Source organism: Streptomyces sp. NBC_01591 (assembly GCF_035918155.1).
In the GTDB taxonomy this organism is placed as follows: domain Bacteria; phylum Actinomycetota; class Actinomycetes; order Streptomycetales; family Streptomycetaceae; genus Streptomyces.
Genome location: NZ_CP109327.1, coordinates 1,587,387 through 1,606,807 on the forward strand (window position 1 = coordinate 1,587,387; position 19,421 = coordinate 1,606,807).

General features: G+C 65.0%; 14 protein-coding genes and 3 rRNA genes. 3 read left to right on the forward strand and 14 right to left on the reverse strand.

What is annotated here, in order from left to right:
* The first annotated feature begins 2 nt into the window (after window positions 1–2).
* Window positions 3–371 (forward strand): PRC-barrel domain-containing protein, encoded by a 369-nt coding sequence (locus OG978_RS07460; RefSeq protein ID WP_326764439.1) that lies wholly within the window; start codon window positions 3–5, stop codon window positions 369–371.
* On the opposite strand, the gene OG978_RS07465 is transcribed toward OG978_RS07460, so the two are convergent.
* The 13 genes from OG978_RS07465 to OG978_RS07525 form a co-directional block, all read right to left on the reverse strand.
* A complete protein-coding gene (locus tag OG978_RS07465) occupies window positions 296–1,756 on the reverse strand; it encodes a DNA polymerase IV (RefSeq protein WP_326764440.1) in 1,461 nt (486 codons plus the stop codon). The genes OG978_RS07460 and OG978_RS07465 overlap by 76 nt on opposite strands.
* 57 nt (window positions 1,757–1,813) lie before the next feature.
* Complete coding sequence (locus OG978_RS07470; RefSeq protein ID WP_326764441.1) at window positions 1,814–2,431, reverse strand: MerR family transcriptional regulator; 618 nt, start codon at window positions 2,429–2,431, stop codon at window positions 1,814–1,816.
* Window positions 2,432–2,599: 168 nt separating this feature from the next.
* The gene (locus tag OG978_RS07475; RefSeq protein ID WP_006123076.1) at window positions 2,600–3,073 is read right to left on the reverse strand and encodes a bifunctional nuclease family protein; all 474 of its coding nucleotides are present in this window, start codon (window positions 3,071–3,073) and stop codon (window positions 2,600–2,602) included.
* A 53-nt stretch (window positions 3,074–3,126) separates the two neighbouring features.
* Window positions 3,127–3,870, reverse strand: coding sequence for a transcriptional regulator FtsR (gene ftsR / locus OG978_RS07480; protein ID WP_326764442.1), 744 nt, complete (start codon window positions 3,868–3,870; stop codon window positions 3,127–3,129).
* 17 nt (window positions 3,871–3,887) lie between these two features.
* A complete protein-coding gene (locus tag OG978_RS07485) occupies window positions 3,888–4,676 on the reverse strand; it encodes an FHA domain-containing protein (protein ID WP_326764443.1) in 789 nt (262 codons plus the stop codon).
* Window positions 4,677–4,866: 190 nt separating this feature from the next.
* Window positions 4,867–5,655 (reverse strand): DUF881 domain-containing protein, encoded by a 789-nt coding sequence (locus tag OG978_RS07490; RefSeq protein ID WP_326764444.1) that lies wholly within the window; start codon window positions 5,653–5,655, stop codon window positions 4,867–4,869.
* Window positions 5,656–5,660: 5 nt separating this feature from the next.
* Window positions 5,661–5,993 carry a small basic family protein gene (locus tag OG978_RS07495; RefSeq protein ID WP_003970459.1) on the reverse strand — a complete coding sequence of 111 codons (333 nt, stop codon included), beginning with the start codon at window positions 5,991–5,993 and terminating at the stop codon, window positions 5,661–5,663.
* Entirely contained in the window at window positions 5,990–6,913 is a 924-nt protein-coding gene (locus OG978_RS07500) for a DUF881 domain-containing protein (protein ID WP_326764445.1), read from the reverse strand. Before OG978_RS07500 ends, OG978_RS07495 begins: the two co-directional genes overlap by 4 nt.
* 98 nt (window positions 6,914–7,011) lie before the next feature.
* A complete protein-coding gene (locus OG978_RS07505) occupies window positions 7,012–9,507 on the reverse strand; it encodes a mannose-1-phosphate guanyltransferase (RefSeq protein WP_326764446.1) in 2,496 nt (831 codons plus the stop codon).
* Between the two features lie 113 nt (window positions 9,508–9,620).
* On the reverse strand, window positions 9,621–10,229 hold the full coding sequence (locus OG978_RS07510) for a CDP-alcohol phosphatidyltransferase family protein (RefSeq protein WP_326764447.1): 609 nt from the start codon (window positions 10,227–10,229) through the stop codon (window positions 9,621–9,623).
* Between the two features lie 146 nt (window positions 10,230–10,375).
* Window positions 10,376–10,492, reverse strand: a 5S ribosomal RNA gene (gene rrf / locus OG978_RS07515).
* 77 nt (window positions 10,493–10,569) lie between these two features.
* Window positions 10,570–13,695, reverse strand: a 23S ribosomal RNA gene (locus OG978_RS07520).
* Between the two features lie 295 nt (window positions 13,696–13,990).
* Window positions 13,991–15,516: ribosomal RNA gene (locus tag OG978_RS07525) — 16S ribosomal RNA — on the reverse strand.
* Together the 16S, 23S and 5S rRNA genes form the textbook arrangement of a ribosomal RNA operon.
* A 682-nt stretch (window positions 15,517–16,198) precedes the next feature.
* Between OG978_RS07525 and OG978_RS07530 the strand changes: the two genes are divergently transcribed.
* Together OG978_RS07530 and ptsP are read left to right on the forward strand one after the other, a co-directional pair.
* Entirely contained in the window at window positions 16,199–16,648 is a 450-nt protein-coding gene (locus OG978_RS07530; RefSeq protein WP_326764448.1) for a PTS sugar transporter subunit IIA, read from the forward strand.
* A gap of 76 nt (window positions 16,649–16,724) precedes the next feature.
* Window positions 16,725–18,395: a phosphoenolpyruvate--protein phosphotransferase gene (gene ptsP / locus OG978_RS07535; protein WP_326764449.1), complete on the forward strand. Its 1,671-nt coding sequence runs from the start codon at window positions 16,725–16,727 to the stop codon at window positions 18,393–18,395.
* A 63-nt stretch (window positions 18,396–18,458) separates the two neighbouring features.
* On the opposite strand, the gene OG978_RS07540 is transcribed toward ptsP, so the two are convergent.
* Entirely contained in the window at window positions 18,459–19,394 is a 936-nt protein-coding gene (locus tag OG978_RS07540) for a hypothetical protein (protein ID WP_326764450.1), read from the reverse strand.
* Between the last annotated feature and the right edge of the window lie 27 nt (window positions 19,395–19,421).

A 19,421-nucleotide genomic window follows, 5' to 3' on the forward strand; every position in this document is an offset into this window, starting at 1 on the left:
CCGTGCAGACCGACATCGATCCGCGCAGCCTGATCGGCCGCAAGGCGTTCGACCGCAAGGGCACCAAGATCGGAACCGTGGACGAGGTGTATCTCGACGACGCGACCGGTGTGCCCGAGTGGGCAGCCGTACGCACCGGACTCTTCAGCCGGGACGCCTTCGTCCCGCTGGAACCCAGCGAATTCGTGGAGGACACGCTCCGCATCCCCTTCGACCGAGCGCTGATCAAGGACGCGCCCGACTTCGGCGTCGGCCGCCATCTCTCACCGGAACAGGAACTCCAGCTCTACCGGCACTACGGTCTGGACTCCCCGCCCGAGGAGACCGGCCCGGACAGGGACTTCGGCAGACTGGCCGGCCAGGACGAGTAGTCCACCGGGTCCCGCACCAACGGCAGCGGATCGGCCGGCTGGAGTTCCGGGTCGTCGATCCGGAACGTACGCACCCGGCCTGGCGCCGACTCGGGCTCCTCGAACCGCACGGTCACCCGGCCGACGCCGCTGCCCTGGACCCAGCCATGGCCGTACACGTCATGGCGTACGTCATGTCCGGCGGGCCACCGCCGTGCGGCGCGCTGCTCGGCGGTCTCCGGGGCCTCCGCCCGGGGATCGCCCGGCAGCTCGGCCCCGTCGTCCCCCGCCGGTGTCGTCCCCCCGGCCGATTCCTCGACTGCGGTCTGCTCACCGGCGGCCTGGGCGAAGAGATCCTCCTGCGTGTAGTCGGCAAGCCCCGTCACGCCCACTCCGAGGAGCCGGACGCCTCCAGTGGTGTCCACGGCCTCCAGGAGCCGTGCGGCGGCCTCACGGACCACCGAGGGGTCGTCCGTGGGCCCGCGGAGCGTCTCGGACCTCGTGAGCGTCGAGAAGTCGTACCGGCGCACCTTCAGCACCACCGTCCGCCCGGACCGCCCCGCGCCCCGCAACCGCTGGACACATCGGTCGGCCAGCCGCTCGACCTCCGTCCTGATCCGCACCCGGTCGTGCAGATCGGCGTCGAAGGTGTCCTCGACCGACACCGATTTGGCGTCCCGCTCCGCGACCACCGGCCGGTCGTCGTACCCGAACGCCATACGGTGGAGCGAGCCGCCGTGGGCCTTCCCCAGCAGCCGTACGAGCTCGTCCTCACCCGCCTCCACCAGGTCGTCGACCGTCGTCATCCCGGCGCGGCGCAGATGGTCCGCCGTCGCGGGCCCGACGCCGGGGAGAATCCGTACCGACATGGGTGCGAGCAGCTCCCGCTCCGTGCCGGGCTCTATGAGCAGCAGACCGTTCGGTTTCGCCTCCTCCGAAGCGATCTTGGCCAGCATCTTGGAACCGGCGAGCCCGACCGAACCGCTGAGCCCGGTGACCGCCTTGATGGCCGTACGCAGCTGCTCACCGATCTCCAGTGCCGAAGCCGTGTCATCGGCGGTCCCTCCGGCCTCCAGGTCCACGAAGGCCTCGTCCAGGCTGAGGGGCTCCACCAGCGGGGAAAGCCGCGCGAGCAGCTCCATCACCTGGTCGCTCACCGTCCGGTACAGCTGGAAGCGGGGCACCAGATAGGCCGCGTTGGGCGCCAGCCGCCGCGCCTGCGCCGTGGGCATCGCCGAGTGCACCCCGAAGCGACGCGCCTCGTACGACGCGGTGGCGACAACCCCGCGCGGCCCCAGACCGCCCACCACGACCGGCTTGCCGCGCAGGCTCGGCTTCGCCGCCTGCTCGGCAGAGGCGTAGAAGGCATCCATGTCCAGATGCAGGATGGTGGGCGCGGCTCTCACATCAATCGATGCTGCCCTACGGCACTGACAATCGCCGCGCCCGAACCGGCGGCCGCGTCAGCCGGCGCGGTTGCGCCGCCGCGCGAGCTCATCGGTGGGATTGTTCCCGATGAGGGTCTCGCCGGTGTCCACCCGCTCGCCGTGCAGCTGCGAGAGGGCGACGTCGACGTCCTGCCACACCACACCCACCGCGATGCCGAAGACCCCCTGGCCGCCCTGGAGCAGGCTGACGACCTCGTCGGGCGAGGAACACTCGTAGACCGTCGCCCCGTCGCTCATCAGCGTCATCCGCTCAAGGTCCTGGAATCCGCGGGCCCGCAGATGCTGCACCGTGGTGCGGATGTTCTGGAGTGCCACGCCCGTGTCCAGGAAGCGCTTCACGATCTTCAGCAGGACGACGTCCCGGAAGCTGTAGAGCCGCTGTGTGCCGGAGCCGTACGCCGGACGCACGCTCGGTTCCACCAGTCCCGTGCGCGCCCAGTAGTCGAGCTGCCGGTAGGTGATCCCGGCCGCCGCGCAGGCGGTCGGCCCGCGGTAGCCGATCTCGTTGGCCGATGCCACTCCGTCCCCCGCCACCGCCGCCGGTTGAACCGGTTGCATGATGGTGTGGTCGGCTGTACTCCCCTGCTGCGGATACGGCCCACCCGCTGCCGTACCGTCGCCGCTGCTACTCACGCCGACCTCCGTCCTTGACCTGCCATCTCGAAGGTAGGCAGTCACTCGGGGTGCGTCAACGATCGCCACACTCGGCACGCCGAGTGATAATCACCCTGAGGGTGGTTTCCCGTGTCTCATGAACGGGAAAGGCTTGCCGAATGCGCTGACGGCGACCCCGAAGAACGGTCACTGACTGTTGGTACCGAAATCCTCCGGAGAGATCTGATCGAGGAACTCGCGGAATTTCTCCACCTCATCCTCCTGCTCGTCCGGGATCGCGATGCCCGCGTCGTCGAGCACCCCGTCACTGCCGTAGATCGGCGTTCCGGTGCGCAGGGCGAGCGCTATGGCGTCGGACGGCCGCGCGCTCACCTCGACCCCGCTGGCGAAGACCAGCTCCGCGTAGAAGACCCCTTCCCGAAGGTCCGTGATGCGGACCTCGGTGAGCTCCTGGCCGACGGCCTCGAGCACGTCCTTGAAGAGATCATGGGTCAGCGGCCTGGCCGGAGCCATGCCCTGCTGGGCGAAGGCGATCGCGGTCGCCTCACCAGGACCGATCCAAATGGGGAGGTACCGATCGCCTCCCACTTCACGCAGGAGCACGATCGGTTGGTTGGAGGGCATTTCCACCCGGACACCCACAACGTCGAGCTCGTTCACACAGCAACCCTAGGACGTGCTCGGCAGGTTTGGGTAGTCGGGCACCGGCGCGATCAGTGGAGCCGGATGTGCAGAGCACTCTGCACCAGGGCCGAATGGAGCCTCACGGACAGCTCCGCAAGCTCTTTCGCAGTGGCCTCCGCATGGGCTCTGGTCTGCGGATTCCGGTGCCGGCGCAAGGGCGCGACCACCTGCTCGATGAGCCCGACCTCACGATCCGCGGCCGCCCGCATGGCGCGCAGGTGACGCGGTTCCAGACCGAACCTGCCCAGATCCGCCACAAGCTTGGCCACCGTGACCATCTCGGCGTCGTAACCGCCCTCGGCGGTCGGAACGACCAGGCCGTACGACTCCCACTCGTCGAGGTCGCTCTCGGTGACCTCGGCGGCCGCCAGCAGCTCGGCACGGCCGATCCGGGCCGCAGTGGCCCGTCCGGGCTCCGCATCCCAGCCACCGTCGGTCAGGTCCCGCGGGCCGCCCCCGGAGGGCAGGGCGGCCTGTTCACCACGGGCAAGGGCGTCCAGATGCTCACGGATGACCTTCAGCGGGAGGTAGTGGTCCCGCTGCATGCGCAGCACCTGAGCCAACCGCTCCACATCGGCGCCACGGAACTTGCGATAACCGGAAGGGGTCCGCTGCGGCTCTACGAGCCCTTCGGCCTCCAGGAACCGAATCTTGGAGATCGTGACCTCGGGGAACTCGTCCCGCAGCCGCAGGAGCACCGTGCCGATGCTCATCGGGCGGTCGTCGGCGGTGGCGGTGCCGGCCACGGCACCGCCCGTCGGTGTTCTCAGCATGGACCTTCCCTGACGGGTCAGATACCGCGCTGGCTCGCGTAGAAGACCAGCCGGTACTTGCCGATCTGCACTTCGTCGCCGTTGGACAGCGCGACGGAGTCGATGCGCTCACGGTTGACGTAGGTGCCGTTCAAGCTGCCCACATCCCCGACCGTGAAGCTGCCGTCGGGGCTCCTGCGGAACTCCACGTGCCGCCTCGACACCGTCACGTCGTCGAGGAAGATGTCGCTCTGCGGGTGGCGGCCGGCCGTGGTCAGCTCACCGTCCAGCAGGAAGCGGCTGCCGGAGTTCGGACCGCGACGCACCACCAGGAGCGCCGAGCCGAGCGGAAGGGCATCGACGGCGGCCTGCGCCTCGGGCGAGAGGGACGGCACTGCCGTCTGCCCGGTGGCCTCCGCCTCGTATGCCTCAAGACCGGAGATGGAGATGGTCGAGGTCGTCTCCGAGGCACGCTCGGGAACCCCGCCCTTCAGCGGCGCACCGCAGTTGGAGCAGAAACGACTGGCCTCGGCGTTGCGATGCCCGCACCTCGTACAGACCGGCATGGACGAACCCTCCTGCCTGGGGGCGAACTCTCCACCCGTACTCGAGGTCGGCGATTCTCCGAAACCTATGCGGCCGGGACCGGCATGGTCAACAGACGACGCGCCGGATGCTCCCGAATTGTCACTGCCCGTACCCGACACCTGATCGCGGAAGAGCGGGCGCTCCGTGCCCTGCTCGTCTGCCTGGCCATGGCGCGGTGCGCGATGGCGGGCAGCCTCGTCGCGAGCGCTCTTGCCGAACAACTTCCCAAACAACTTCACGGGCGATTCCCCTTGACCGAAATAGACCCGCCCGTGGGGCAGGACGAACCCTGAATGAACACACCTGCCGACCCGGACATCTTCACAACGTCCGTATCCACTCGACAGTTTCCACCACGCACCACCAATACGATGCGGCGACCCCCCGCAACCTCGTGCCCGTATCCGTCGCTCCCTCCGCGCCGCGGCCTCACGGGGATGACGACCGAGCGTAGTCAGGCTGCTTCGCCGGTCGCAAGGCATCCACGACGATGTCGTCGACCTGCGCGATCTGCACGGTGGCCTGCTCCTTCTCCAGTGTCTGCACCACGCCGCCCGGGATGTTCAGCGCCGGCTCCAGATCCTGGGGCTTGCCGATCACCTCGAAGACGTACGGCGCGGTGATCTTACGGTCGTCAACCCTGACGTTGCCGCCGTCACCGGAGAAGTACGTATTGGCCACCACGCGCACCCCGTTGACCTCGATCGCCTCGGCGCCCGCCGCCCGCAGCTCCTGGAGCGCGTCGAGCAGCATGTCCGCCTTCACCCCGTCCCCGGGGTCGTTGACGGTGAGCGTTATCCCCGGCCCGTGCGCCGCCACGGTGCCCGCGAGAACACCGAGTTGCCGCTCCTTCTCCACCGTCTGCTTACGCGCCTCCTCGGCCTGGTCGGAGCTGTTCTCCAGCTCCGTGCGCTGAGCGCCCAGCCGCTGCTTCTCGTCCTCCAGGCGCTGTGTCCGGTCGTCCAGCTCGTCGAGGATCCGGACCAGGTCCTCCTGCCGGGCACCCCGCAGTGCGCTGTTGTCGCTGTTGGACCGCACCTGAATGGCCAGTCCGAGACCGAGCACGAACAGCAGTAGCGCGACGATGAGTTGGGCCCGCGTCACCCGCGGCGGCCACAGTCCCGCGATCAGCCGCTGACGACCGGTGAGTTCCTTGGCGGAGCCTGCCGTCGGCTCGTCGGCCTTCTCCGTGTCGCCGGGAAGTTCTTCGTTGCTCATCGGCCTCAGGCCCTGAAGACGTGCCGGCGGATGGCCGCGGCGTTGGAGAAGATCCGGATCCCGAGCACAACCACCACACCGGTGGACAGCTGCGCTCCGACGCCCAGCTTGTCGCCCAGGAACACGATCAGCGCGGCCACCACGACGTTCGAAAGGAACGACACGACGAACACCTTGTCGACAAAGATCCCGTCGAGCATGGCGCGCAGACCGCCGAAGACTGCGTCGAGGGCAGCCACGACGGCGATCGGGAGATAGGGCTCGACCACCGCCGGCACCTCGGGCCGGACCAACAGTCCGACCACGACTCCCACGACGAGGCCCAGTACGGCGATCACGATGTGCCCTTCCCTGTGTCTGCCGCACCACTGCCGGTGTCTGCGGCCTTATAAGGCTCTGCTGTACGTACGATCAGGCTCGGCGCGACCGGAAGGCTCACCTTCTGCTGCGCGGACAGGCTCGTCCGGATGTCGAAGGTGTCCTTGAGCGCCTGCAGATACTGACCGTCGGCACTGTCCTGGAACGCGGTGCCGAGTCGCTTCCCGTTCCCCACCGCGAGCACCGTGTACGGCGGAACGAGCGGTCTGTTGTCGACCAGTATGGCGTCGCCCGCCGCGCGGATCGCCGACAGGGCCGTCAGACGCTGCCCGTTGATCGCGATCGCCTCCGCGCCGGACTGCCACAGCCCGTTGACGACCCGCTGGAGGTCCCGGTCGCGGACCCGCCCGGTGTCGGCGAATCCGCTGGTCTCCCTCGGTCCGCCGCCGCCCTGGTCGGTGTCCTTGGCGTCGTCGACGACGAGTTTCACTCCGGGGCCTTCCACCGGGGTCGCCCCGGCGAGCAGCGCCACCCGTTCTCCCTGGTCCCCGCCGTGCTTCTCCAACGCCTTGCGCTGGCGCCTGCCCACGTCGTCCCGGAGCTTGTCCACCTGCGCCTCGAGGCTGTCGGCCGCCGCCGTCTCGTCGTCGATGCGGTCGATCAGCTCCTGGCGCTCCTTGGCGAGGACCGGTGCGGAGACGCGCGCCTCCGCGGCCCCGAGCGTGACGACGAGGGCCGCGAGCACCAGACATGCAGCGAGGCCGAGTTTCGACTTGAGCGTACGGGGCAGGTCCGCGCTCCCGTCGGCCTTGCGACGCGCCGATGCCTCGGCGTATCCGTCGTCCAGGCTGTGGTCCATCACATTGGTCAGCAGCGACATGGACGCGTCGGGACGCGCGGGAGGCGAGGCGGTACTCCGATCGGGGGGCTGCTGCGACATGCCGCACATCGTCGCACGTCGCCGCTGCTACCGCCGAATGGCCCCACCGGTGTGCCCGCATGCGCCGCTGGACGCCTCCGGACACACCGGAAGAACCGTCACTGACCTGCGCTGTCCACGACCGTCGCCCATTCGTCCAGCAGCGCCTGTGCGGAGGCGTCGTCCGGCCCCTCGGCCCACAAATGGGTGACCGCCTCGGCCCGGTCCGGCAGCACCATCACCCACCGCCCGTCGGCCTCGACCACCCGCACCCCGTCCGTCGTGTCGACGCTGCGGTCACCGGCGGCCTCCACGACCCGGCGCATGACCAGGCCCTTGACGGCCCAGGGGGTGGCGAGGTCACGACGCAGGACATGCGCACGGGGAATGCGGGCATCGATCTGGCTGAGCGTGAGTTGAGTCCTGGCGACGAGGCCGAGCAGCCTCACGAACGCGGCCGACCCGTCGAAGACACTGCTGAATTCGGGAACGATGAAGCCCCCGCGCCCGTCTCCACCGAAGATGGTGCCTTCCTCGCGTCCCACACGCGTCAGATCGTCGGGCGATGTCGTCGTCCATTCGACCTGCGTGCCGTGGTACGCCGCGACCTGCTCGGCGACGCGTGTCGTGGTGACCGGCAACGCCACCCGCCCGCTGCGCCGCTCGGCCGCCACGAGGTCGAGCATCACGAGGAGCGCCCGGTCGTCCTCGACGATCCTGCCCCGCTCGTCGACCAGGGAAAGCCGCTCACCCACCGGGTCGAACCGCACGCCGAACGCGGCCCGCGCCGAGGAGACGATCTCGCCCAGCCGCACCAGTCCGGAGCGCCGGGTCTCGGCGGACTCGGTGGGCCGTGATTCGTCGAGACCGGGGTTGATGGTCAACGCGTCGACACCGAGCCGCCCCAGCAAACTCGGGAGTACGAGCCCGGCACTCCCGTTGGAGGCGTCGACGACCACTTTGAGCCCCGCATCGGCGATCCCCGCGGTGTCGACGTTCCGCAGCAGCGATCCGGTGTACGAGTCGAAGACACTGGACGGGAAGTGCAGATCGCCGATTTCGCCCGGGAAGGCACGGCGGTATTCCTGACGTGCGTAGACCCGGTCCAGCTTCCGCTGCCGCGCCTGCGACAGGTCCGCTCCCCGCTCGTCGATGAACATGATGTCGACCGAGTCGGGTACGCCGGGAGACGTACGGATCATGATCCCGCCGGCGCTGCCCCGCGCGGTCTGCTGGCGCGCGACGGGCAGCGGTACGTTCTCCAGGTCCCGGACATCGATGGCGCTGGCCTGAAGAGCCGAGATCACCGCTCGCTTCAGGGCACGGGCACCGCGGGAGTGATCACGTGCGGTGGTGACCGTCGAGCCCTTCTTCAGGGTCGTCGCATAGGCGCCGGCGAGCCGGACCGCCAGTTCCGGCGTGATCTCGACATTCAGGATCCCGGACACGCCACGGGCGCCGAAGAGATGAGCCTGTCCGCGCGATTCCCAGATCACCGAGGTGTTGACGAAGGCGCCGGCCTCGACGGTCTTGAACGGGTAGACACGGACATTGCCCTGAATGATCGACTCCTCACCGATCAGGCACTCGTCCCCGATGACCGCGCCGTCCTCGATACGGGCCGCCCGCATGACGTCGGTATTCTTGCCGATCACGCATCCGCGCAAATTGCTGTGCTGACCGATGTATACGTTGTCGTGCACCACGGCCTTGTGCAGGAACGCGCCGCTCTTGACGACGACGTTCGATCCGATGACTGTGTGCTCGCGAATCTCCGCACCAGCTTCGACCTTTGCGTAGTCCCCGATGTAGAGAGGTCCGCGCAACACCGCGTCGGGATGCACTTCCGCACCTTCCGCGACCCAGACGCCCGGAGAGATCTCGAAGCCGTCGATGTCGACATCGACCTTGCGTTCAAGAACATCGGCCTGCGCCTTCACATAGCTCTCGTGGGTGCCGACGTCCTCCCAGTAGCCCTCGGCGATGTAGCCGTAGATGGGCTTGCCTTCCTTCATGAGCTGAGGGAAGACATCCCCGGACCAGTCCACCGAGACGTCGGCTTCGACATAGTCGAATACCTCGGGCTCCATGACGTAGATGCCGGTGTTGACGGTGTCCGAGAAGACCTGGCCCCAGGTGGGCTTTTCCAGGAAGCGCTCGACCTGGCCGCCCTCGTCCACAATCGTGATGCCGAATTCCAGGGGGTTCGGAACACGGGTCAGACACACCGTGACCAGACCGCCCTTTTCCTTGTGGAAGGCGATGAGATCGGTGAGATCGAAGTCGGTGAGTGCATCACCGGAAATGACGAGGAAGGTGTCGTCCTTCAGTGCTTCCTCGGCATTCTTCACGCTCCCCGCGGTGCCGAGGGGTTTCTCCTCGTTGGCATAACTGAGCTCCATCCCGAGCTCTTCGCCGTCCCCGAAGTAGTTCTTGACCAGCGAGGCAAGAAACTGGACCGTTACGACGGTCTCATTCAGCCCGTGCCGCTTGAGCAGCCGAAGCACGTGCTCCATGATCGGCCGATTGGCTACGGGCAGAAGCGGCTTGGGCATGCTTGAGGTCATGGGGCGAAGGCGAGTGCCTTCGCCGCCAGCCATCACGACGGCCTTCATGTCGGAAACGTCCTCCTTGAAGAGACGACGGTCTAGCCGACTTCGCCCGTCGGGGCACCATCCGGGTCATCAGCGGCGGGCCGGCCACACTGCGCGGCACCGCATCAACGAGCTCAATCGGCTGCTACATCCGCCTTGACGAGGCGGCGGACCTGAACCACGTAGAGGATCCCTGCCCACCAATAGAGCGTTGTACCCCAACCTGCGAACGCCCATCCGAAAATAGCGGCCAGCGATGCAAGCCAACCACTTCCGTCGCTGAGCAGCAACAAGGGGAACGCGTACATCAGGTTGAACGTGGCCGCCTTCCCCAGGAAGTTCACCTGGGGCGGCGGATAGCCGTGACGCCGCAGGATTCCGACCATCACGAGGAGCATCAGCTCACGGGCAACAAGCGCTGCGGTGAGCCACAGCGGCAGGATCTCCCGCCAGGTCAGGCCGACGAGGGTCGAGAGAATGTAGAGGCGATCCGCAGCAGGATCCAGGAGCCGGCCGAGGTTGCTGATCTGGTTCCACCGGCGGGCGAGCTTACCGTCGAGGTAGTCGCTGATTCCGCTGAGCATCAACACCAGCAGGGCCCAGCTGTCGCTCTGGGGGCCGCCGAACACGGGGCGAAGGATCAGCCACAGGAAGAGCGGAACCCCTACAAGGCGAGCCATGCTGAGGATGTTGGGGATGGTGAGTACCCGGTCCGTCTGAACCCGAGTCTCCTGGACCTCCACCCGGGGGCCTCCTGTGAAGAACGTGCCAATGATGCCCCCTGACCTTACCCTCAGCCATCGCTCTCGGATGCACAGGGGTGACGCAAGGATCTCGTGAACGCAGAAAAGCCCCGTGCCACAAGGGCACGGGGCTTTCCACAATGATTGTTCGGCGGCGTCCTACTCTCCCACAGGGTCCCCCCTGCAGTACCATCGGCGCTGAAAGGCTTAGCTTCCGGGTTCGGAATGTAACCGGGCGTTTCCCTAACGCAATGACCACCGAAACACTATGAAATTAACCAACACCGGAAAAACACGGCCGTTCGTTATTTCAGAACTAACACAGTGGACGCGAGCAACTGAGGACAAGCCCTCGGCCTATTAGTACCAGTCAGCTCCACCCGTTACCGGGCTTCCACATCTGGCCTATCAACCCAGTCGTCTACTGGGAGCCTTAACCCCTCAAAGGGGGTGGGAATACTCATCTCGAAGCAGGCTTCCCGCTTAGATGCTTTCAGCGGTTATCCTTTCCGAACGTAGCCAACCAGCCATGCCCTTGGCAGAACAACTGGCACACCAGAGGTTCGTCCGTCCCGGTCCTCTCGTACTAGGGACAGCCCTTCTCAATATTCCTACGCGCGCAGCGGATAGGGACCGAACTGTCTCACGACGTTCTAAACCCAGCTCGCGTACCGCTTTAATGGGCGAACAGCCCAACCCTTGGGACCGACTCCAGCCCCAGGATGCGACGAGCCGACATCGAGGTGCCAAACCATCCCGTCGATATGGACTCTTGGGGAAGATCAGCCTGTTATCCCCGGGGTACCTTTTATCCGTTGAGCGACAGCGCTTCCACAAGCCACTGCCGGATCACTAGTCCCGACTTTCGTCCCTGCTCGACCCGTCGGTCTCACAGTCAAGCTCCCTTGTGCACTTACACTCAACACCTGATTGCCAACCAGGCTGAGGGAACCTTTGGGCGCCTCCGTTACTCTTTAGGAGGCAACCGCCCCAGTTAAACTACCCATCAGACACTGTCCCTGATCCGGATCACGGACCCAGGTTAGACATCCAGCACGACCAGAGTGGTATTTCAACGACGACTCCACAACCACTGGCGTGGCCGCTTCAAAGTCTCCCACCTATCCTACACAAGCCGAACCGAACACCAATATCAAACTGTAGTAAAGGTCCCGGGGTCTTTCCGTCCTGCTGCGCGAAACGAGCATCTTTACTCGTAGTGCAATTTCACCGGGCCTATGGTTGAGACAGTCGAGAAGTCGTTACGCCATTCGTGCAGGTCGGAACTTACCCGACAAGGAATTTCGCTACCTTAGGATGGTTATAGTTACCACCGCCGTTTACTGGCGCTTAAGTTCTCAGCTTCGCCGACCCGAAAGTCAGCTAACCGGTCCCCTTAACGTTCCAGCACCGGGCAGGCGTCAGTCCGTATACATCGCCTTACGGCTTCGCACGGACCTGTGTTTTTAGTAAACAGTCGCTTCTCGCTGGTCTCTGCGGCCACCCCCAGCTCGGAGAGCAAGTCTCCTCACCAGTGATGGCCCCCCTTCTCCCGAAGTTACGGGGGCATTTTGCCGAGTTCCTTAACCATAGTTCACCCGAACGCCTCGGTATTCTCTACCTGACCACCTGAGTCGGTTTAGGGTACGGGCCGCCATGAAACTCGCTAGAGGCTTTTCTCGACAGCATAGGATCATCCACTTCACCACAATCGGCTCGGCATCAGGTCTCAGACTATGTGCACGACGGATTTACCTACCGTGCGTCCTACACCCTTACCCCGGGACAACCACCGCCCGGGCTGGACTACCTTCCTGCGTCACCCCATCGCTTACCTACTACCACCTTGGTTCATCGGCTCCACCACTACCCTCAACTCCGAAGAGATCGGGCCGGCTTCACGGACTTAGCATTAATGGGCTCAGTACTGGGCGTTTCAAAGCGGGTACCGGAATATCAACCGGTTGTCCATCGACTACGCCTGTCGGCCTCGCCTTAGGTCCCGACTTACCCTGGGCAGATCAGCTTGACCCAGGAACCCTTAGTCAATCGGCGCACACGTTTCTCACGTGTGTATCGCTACTCATGCCTGCATTCTCACTCGTGAACCGTCCACAACTCGCTTCCGCGGCTGCTTCACCCGGCACACGACGCTCCCCTACCCATCCGTACTCCCGTTGGGGATACATGTACGAATGACACGACTTCGGCGGTACGCTTGAGCCCCGCTACATTGTCGGCGCGGAATCACTTGACCAGTGAGCTATTACGCACTCTTTCAAGGGTGGCTGCTTCTAAGCCAACCTCCTGGTTGTCTCTGCGACTCCACATCCTTTCCCACTTAGCGTACGCTTAGGGGCCTTAGTCGATGCTCTGGGCTGTTTCCCTCTCGACCATGGAGCTTATCCCCCACAGTCTCACTGCCGTGCTCTCACTTACCGGCATTCGGAGTTTGGCTAAGGTCAGTAACCCGGTAGGGCCCATCGCCTATCCAGTGCTCTACCTCCGGCAAGAAACACACGACGCTGCACCTAAATGCATTTCGGGGAGAACCAGCTATCACGGAGTTTGATTGGCCTTTCACCCCTAACCACAGGTCATCCCCCAGGTTTTCAACCCTGGTGGGTTCGGTCCTCCACGAAGTCTTACCTCCGCTTCAACCTGCCCATGGCTAGATCACTCCGCTTCGGGTCTTGAGCGTGCTACTGAAACGCCCTGTTCGGACTCGCTTTCGCTACGGCTTCCCCACACGGGTTAACCTCGCAACACACCGCAAACTCGCAGGCTCATTCTTCAAAAGGCACGCAGTCACGACTGCATGTGCAAGCACATACAGCGACGCTCCCACGGCTTGTAGGCACACGGTTTCAGGTACTATTTCACTCCGCTCCCGCGGTACTTTTCACCATTCCCTCACGGTACTATCCGCTATCGGTCACCAGGGAATATTTAGGCTTAGCGGGTGGTCCCGCCAGATTCACACGGGATTTCTCGGGCCCCGTGCTACTTGGGTGTCTCTCAAACGAGCCGTCAATGTTTCAGCTACGGGGGTCTTACCCTCTACGCCGGACCTTTCGCATGTCCTTCGCCTACATCAACGGTTTCTGACTCGTCTCACGGCCGGCAGACCGTGAAAGAGAGATCCCACAACCCCGCATGCGCAACCCCTGCCGGGTATCACACGCATACGGTTTGGCCTCATCCAGTTTCGCTCGCCACTACTCCCGGAATCACGGTTGTTTTCTCTTCCTGAGGGTACTGAGATGTTTCACTTCCCCTCGTTCCCTCCACACTGCCTATGTGTTCAGCAGCGGGTGACAGCCCATGACGACTGCCGGGTTTCCCCATTCGGACACCCCCGGATCAAAGCTCGGTTGACAGCTCCCCGGGGCCTATCGTGGCCTCCCACGTCCTTCATCGGTTCCTGGTGCCAAGGCATCCACCGTGCGCCCTTAAAAACTTGGCCACAGATGCTCGCGTCCACTGTGCAGTTCTCAAACAACGACCAGCCACCCGTCACACACCACCGAAGCGATGCTTTACCGGGGCCGGCAACTGAAGGCGACCATACGGCCGTACCCTCAGATACCCAACAACGTGCCCGACCCGATCCCCCAGAATTCATGTTCCACGCCGAAGCAGTACTAATGATCCCTGAAGAACCGTGCCGAATAGTCAACGTTCCACCCATGAGCAACCACCGTCGGACATTTGCCGACGTAGTGGCACTGGATTCCTTGCGGAATCTAGATGCTCCTTAGAAAGGAGGTGATCCAGCCGCACCTTCCGGTACGGCTACCTTGTTACGACTTCGTCCCAATCGCCAGTCCCACCTTCGACAGCTCCCTCCCACAAGGGGTTGGGCCACCGGCTTCGGGTGTTACCGACTTTCGTGACGTGACGGGCGGTGTGTACAAGGCCCGGGAACGTATTCACCGCAGCAATGCTGATCTGCGATTACTAGCAACTCCGACTTCATGGGGTCGAGTTGCAGACCCCAATCCGAACTGAGACCGGCTTTTTGAGATTCGCTCCGCCTCGCGGCATCGCAGCTCATTGTACCGGCCATTGTAGCACGTGTGCAGCCCAAGACATAAGGGGCATGATGACTTGACGTCGTCCCCACCTTCCTCCGAGTTGACCCCGGCAGTCTCCTGTGAGTCCCCATCACCCCGAAGGGCATGCTGGCAACACAGAACAAGGGTTGCGCTCGTTGCGGGACTTAACCCAACATCTCACGACACGAGCTGACGACAGCCATGCACCACCTGTACACCGACCACAAGGGGGGCACCATCTCTGATGCTTTCCGGTGTATGTCAAGCCTTGGTAAGGTTCTTCGCGTTGCGTCGAATTAAGCCACATGCTCCGCTGCTTGTGCGGGCCCCCGTCAATTCCTTTGAGTTTTAGCCTTGCGGCCGTACTCCCCAGGCGGGGAACTTAATGCGTTAGCTGCGGCACCGACGACGTGGAATGTCGCCAACACCTAGTTCCCAACGTTTACGGCGTGGACTACCAGGGTATCTAATCCTGTTCGCTCCCCACGCTTTCGCTCCTCAGCGTCAGTAATGGCCCAGAGATCCGCCTTCGCCACCGGTGTTCCTCCTGATATCTGCGCATTTCACCGCTACACCAGGAATTCCGATCTCCCCTACCACACTCTAGCCTGCCCGTATCGACTGCAGACCCGGGGTTAAGCCCCGGGCTTTCACAACCGACGCAACAAGCCGCCTACGAGCTCTTTACGCCCAATAATTCCGGACAACGCTTGCGCCCTACGTATTACCGCGGCTGCTGGCACGTAGTTAGCCGGCGCTTCTTCTGCAGGTACCGTCACTCTCGCTTCTTCCCTGCTGAAAGAGGTTTACAACCCGAAGGCCGTCATCCCTCACGCGGCGTCGCTGCATCAGGCTTTCGCCCATTGTGCAATATTCCCCACTGCTGCCTCCCGTAGGAGTCTGGGCCGTGTCTCAGTCCCAGTGTGGCCGGTCGCCCTCTCAGGCCGGCTACCCGTCGTCGCCTTGGTAGGCCATCACCCCACCAACAAGCTGATAGGCCGCGGGCTCATCCTTCACCGCCGGAGCTTTCAACCCCGTCCCATGCGGGACAGAGTGTTATCCGGTATTAGACCCCGTTTCCAGGGCTTGTCCCAGAGTGAAGGGCAGATTGCCCACGTGTTACTCACCCGTTCGCCACTAATCCACCCCGAAGGGCTTCATCGTTCGACTTGCATGTGTTAAGCACGCCGCCAGCGTTCGTCCTGAGCCAGGATCAAACTCTCCGTGAATGTTTTCCCGTGATCGGGACAACACAACACGAGAGCGGAACGACCGGACGGAATAAGACCGGTCGTTCACAGCGTCCTCGCTGTGTAAATTGCCTACCGGGTCAGTGACCCCGTAGGACTTTCAAAGGAACCTCCAACCTGCCGAAGCAGGCCGGGGTATCAACATATCTGGCGTTGACTTTTGGCACGCTGTTGAGTTCTCAAGGAACGGACGCTTCCTTTGTACTCACCCTCTCGGGCTTTCCTCCGGGCTTTTCCCTTCGATCTTGCGTTTCCGACTCTATCAGACTCTTTCGTGTCCGATTCCCGGTCGAAACGGGGTTTTGCTTCGCTTTCCAGTTCTTCGCTTTCGCGTTTCCCTTTCCGGCGAGTCCGACTCTATCAGTCCTTTTCGCTTTCCTTGACCAGCCCCTGCAGGCATGCAGGTGCCGAGTCCGGGTTAGAGTCAGGGCTTAAAAGTCGCCGCCGACCCCCGACTCAAAGTCGCGTTGGGGTCAGGCAGAAGTACGACAGTACAGGCCGCCGGGAGTCGAGGCAAATCGATTCCGGTACGTCTCTAAGGCCGCGAACCGCCAGGACTCGGGCGGAACCGGGACTTCTTATGATTTACGCTGCTGAACAGCACGCCGTCGCCCACAGGCTGTGACGGCGCCGATCAAGCTCCACCCCTGGGAGGCTCCCTATGACCACTGTGACGTCCCCTCTTGCCGGACGTGCCATCGGGCTCGCTGCGGTACCGGACCCGGTCTTCTCCGGCGCGATGGTGGGTCCTGGAACCGCCATCGATCCCGTGCGTGAGCCGTCCGAGGCGGTATCGCCGGTCGACGGCATCATTGTCTCCCTGCACCCGCACGCGTTCGTCGTCGTGGACGAGCACGGGCACGGGGTGCTCACGCACCTCGGCATCGACACCGTTCAGCTCAATGGCGAGGGCTTCGAGCTGCTCGTGAACAAGGGGGACACGGTCACGCGCGGTCAGGGCATCGTGCGCTGGGACCCTGCGGCCGTCGAGGCGGCCGGTAAGTCGCCCGTGTGCCCGGTCGTGGCGCTGGAAGCCACCGCCGAATCCCTCTCCGACGTCCGCGAGGACGGCGACGTGAAGGTCGGCGACACCTTGTTCGGCTGGCAGTGACGAACTCGGAACGATGACAGCCGACTGGATATCCACCGCGGGGGCACGGACCGCCGCACGACCGGAGACGGGTGCAATGGAGACAACGCTGCGAGGCGTCGGTGTGAGCCATGGGGTGGCGATCGGCGAGGTGCGTCATATGGGTACGGCGGTGCTCGAGCCGCCGGCCAAGCAGATCCCCGCCGAGGAGGCCGAGCGCGAACAGGGGCGCGCTCGCCAGGCCGTGGAAGCCGTGGCGGCCGACCTGATCGCGCGCGGGAACCTGGCCGGTGGTGAGGCTCAGCATGTGCTCGAGGCCCAGGCCATGATGGCGCAGGACCCCGAGCTGATGGCTGACGTGGAACGGCGTGTCGCCGTCGGCAGCACCGCCGAGCGTGGCGTCTACGACGCGTTCGCCGCCTACCGGGCGCTGATCGCCAACGCCGGGGAGTACCTGGCAGGCCGTGTTGCCGACCTCGACGACGTGCGCAATCGGATCGTGGCCCGGCTGCTCGGTGTGCCGATGCCCGGTGTGCCGGACAGTGACGAGCCCTATGTGCTGATCGCGCGGGACCTGGCGCCCGCGGACACGGCGCTGCTCGACCCGGCTCTGGTGCTCGGCTTCGTGACCGAGGAGGGCGGGCCGACCAGCCACAGCGCGATCCTGGCCCGCGCACTCGGGGTGCCCGCCGTGGTGGCGCTCCCCGGTGCCGGCGAGCTGGCCGAGGGCACGGTCATCGCCGTGGACGGCAGCACCGGTGAGATCTTCGTCGAGCCGAGCGCCGAGAAGCGTGCGGAGATGGAGAGTGCCGCTGCGGCGCGCAAGGCCGCGCTGTCGGCTTCGTCCGGTCCGGGTGCGACCTCCGACGGCCACAAGGTCCCGCTGCTCGCCAATGTCGGCGGGCCCGGCGATGTGCCGGCGGCGGTCGAGGCCGGCGCGGAGGGCGTGGGGCTGTTCCGTACCGAATTCCTGTTCCTCGACGACAGCAAGCAGGCGCCGTCCGAGGAGAAGCAGGTTGCGGCCTATCGGGCGGTGCTGGAGGCCTTCCCCGAAGGGCGTGTGGTCGTACGGGTGCTGGATGCCGGGGCCGACAAGCCGCTGGACTTCCTGACTCCGGTGGACGAGCCGAACCCGGCGCTGGGTGTGCGCGGACTGCGGAGTCTGCTGGACCACCCCGACGTGCTGCGTACCCAGCTGACCGCGCTGTCGAAGGCGGCCCAGGGCCTGCCTGTGCACCTTGAGGTCATGGCGCCGATGGTGGCGGACCGTGCGGATGCCAGGGCCTTCGCCGACGCCTGCCGTGAGGCCGGTCTGCAGGCGAAGTGCGGCGCGATGGTGGAGATTCCGTCCGCCGCACTGCGGGCGCGTTCGATCCTGCGGGAGGTGGAGTTCCTTTCGCTGGGCACCAATGACCTGGCTCAGTACACCTTCGCCGCCGACCGTCAGGTGGGTGCGGTGTCGCGGCTGCAGGACCCGTGGCAGCCCGCGCTGCTCGATCTGGTGGCGCTGTCGGCGGAGGCGGCCAGGGCCGAGGGCAAGAGCTGTGGTGTCTGTGGTGAAGCCGCCTCCGATCCGCTGCTGGCCTGTGTCCTGACGGGGCTGGGTGTGACGTCGCTGTCGATGGGTGCCGCGTCCATTCCCTACGTCCGTGCCACGCTGGCGAAGTACACGCTCGCGCAGTGCGAGCGTGCCGCTTCCGCCGCACGTGCGGCGGACTCCGCCGAGGAGGCGCGGGTCGCGGCTCAGGTGGTGCTGTCGGGCGAGTAGGTCCCGCGGCGTTCTGTGGTGAAGGGGCTCCCCGCCGTTGGTGCGGGGAGCCCCTTCGGCCTGTCAGTGGTGCGATTCCGGTTCGTCCGCGCCGAGGTCGAAGCCGGCGCAGTACTCCACGTGTGACTCCGGGGCGACCGGTTCGCCGGTGTCGGCGTCGGTGCAGTAGGCGCTGAAGACCTCGCCGGCGCTGAGCGGGAGCAGGTTGCCGCGGGTCAGCCGCCAGCCGTGCACCCGGTCCTGGGCACCGGAATTGCTCGTACGGAGCACGACTCCCCCGGGCCTTTCGAGGGCGATGCCCACGGCGAGCACCGTGACGAACTCTGCTCCTTCCTCGGATCCGAGTCGGGCGGGCCCCGTGGCGTCGCGCTCGGTGTGCAGGACGGCGAGCAGGTGCTCGTTGTCGGTGGGAGTGCTGCAGACCAGATGGTGGGTGCCGGGGCCTGCCGTCTCCAGGATGCGGAGCAGGAGGTGCGAGGCCCGGTCGAAGGCGGCGTGGCCGACGTCCTTGCCGCAGTCCGCGCATTCGCCGAGGCCGGCCAGGATCATGGTGGCGTACTCCCAGGTGGCCCGGCGGACGGCCCGGTTGACCAGGAGCGGGATCAGGGTGTCGATGGGTTGTCCGGTATACGCAACGGTGGCGCCGGTGGAGGCGACCTCGGCGGTGAAGCGGCTGCGGCTGGCCGGGGTGTCGGGAGCGAGCCCAGACTCGGCGCAGAACTCCGCGTACTCCTCCGGGTCGAAGAGAGCGACCGTGGCGTGCATGCCCCGTGCGGAGAGGGACTTCAGCAGGGTTTCGACCTCCTGCAGATAGACGGTGTGGTCGTCGAAGGCGAAGGTGCGGTAGCGCCGCATCGCCGCGAAGTCCTGCTCGTCGGCCAGGAGACCGACAGTGCTGGGTGCTTCGCGGCGCAGCGTGCGTCGCATGGACGCGCCGGACCGGCTGTACCCCGCTGTCCTGCCGTGCTTGCTGTTTCCGTTGTTCCTGATGTGCGCCATGACTCCCCCAGTGCGCTGTCGATCATT

Bases quoted from the DNA above. Each gene is read 5' to 3' on its own strand.
- OG978_RS07500 (WP_326764445.1), bottom strand. From the start codon at position 6,913: ATGTCGCAGCAGCCCCCCGATCGGAGTACCGCCTCGCCTCCCGCGCGT.
- OG978_RS07490 (WP_326764444.1), bottom strand. From the start codon at position 5,655: ATGAGCAACGAAGAACTTCCCGGCGACACGGAGAAGGCCGACGAGCCG.
- ptsP (WP_326764449.1), top strand. From the start codon at position 16,725: ATGGAGACAACGCTGCGAGGCGTCGGTGTGAGCCATGGGGTGGCGATC.
- OG978_RS07505 (WP_326764446.1), bottom strand. From the start codon at position 9,507: ATGAAGGCCGTCGTGATGGCTGGCGGCGAAGGCACTCGCCTTCGCCCC.
- OG978_RS07530 (WP_326764448.1), top strand. From the start codon at position 16,199: ATGACCACTGTGACGTCCCCTCTTGCCGGACGTGCCATCGGGCTCGCT.
- OG978_RS07540 (WP_326764450.1), bottom strand. From the start codon at position 19,394: ATGGCGCACATCAGGAACAACGGAAACAGCAAGCACGGCAGGACAGCG.
- ftsR (WP_326764442.1), bottom strand. From the start codon at position 3,870: ATGCTGAGAACACCGACGGGCGGTGCCGTGGCCGGCACCGCCACCGCC.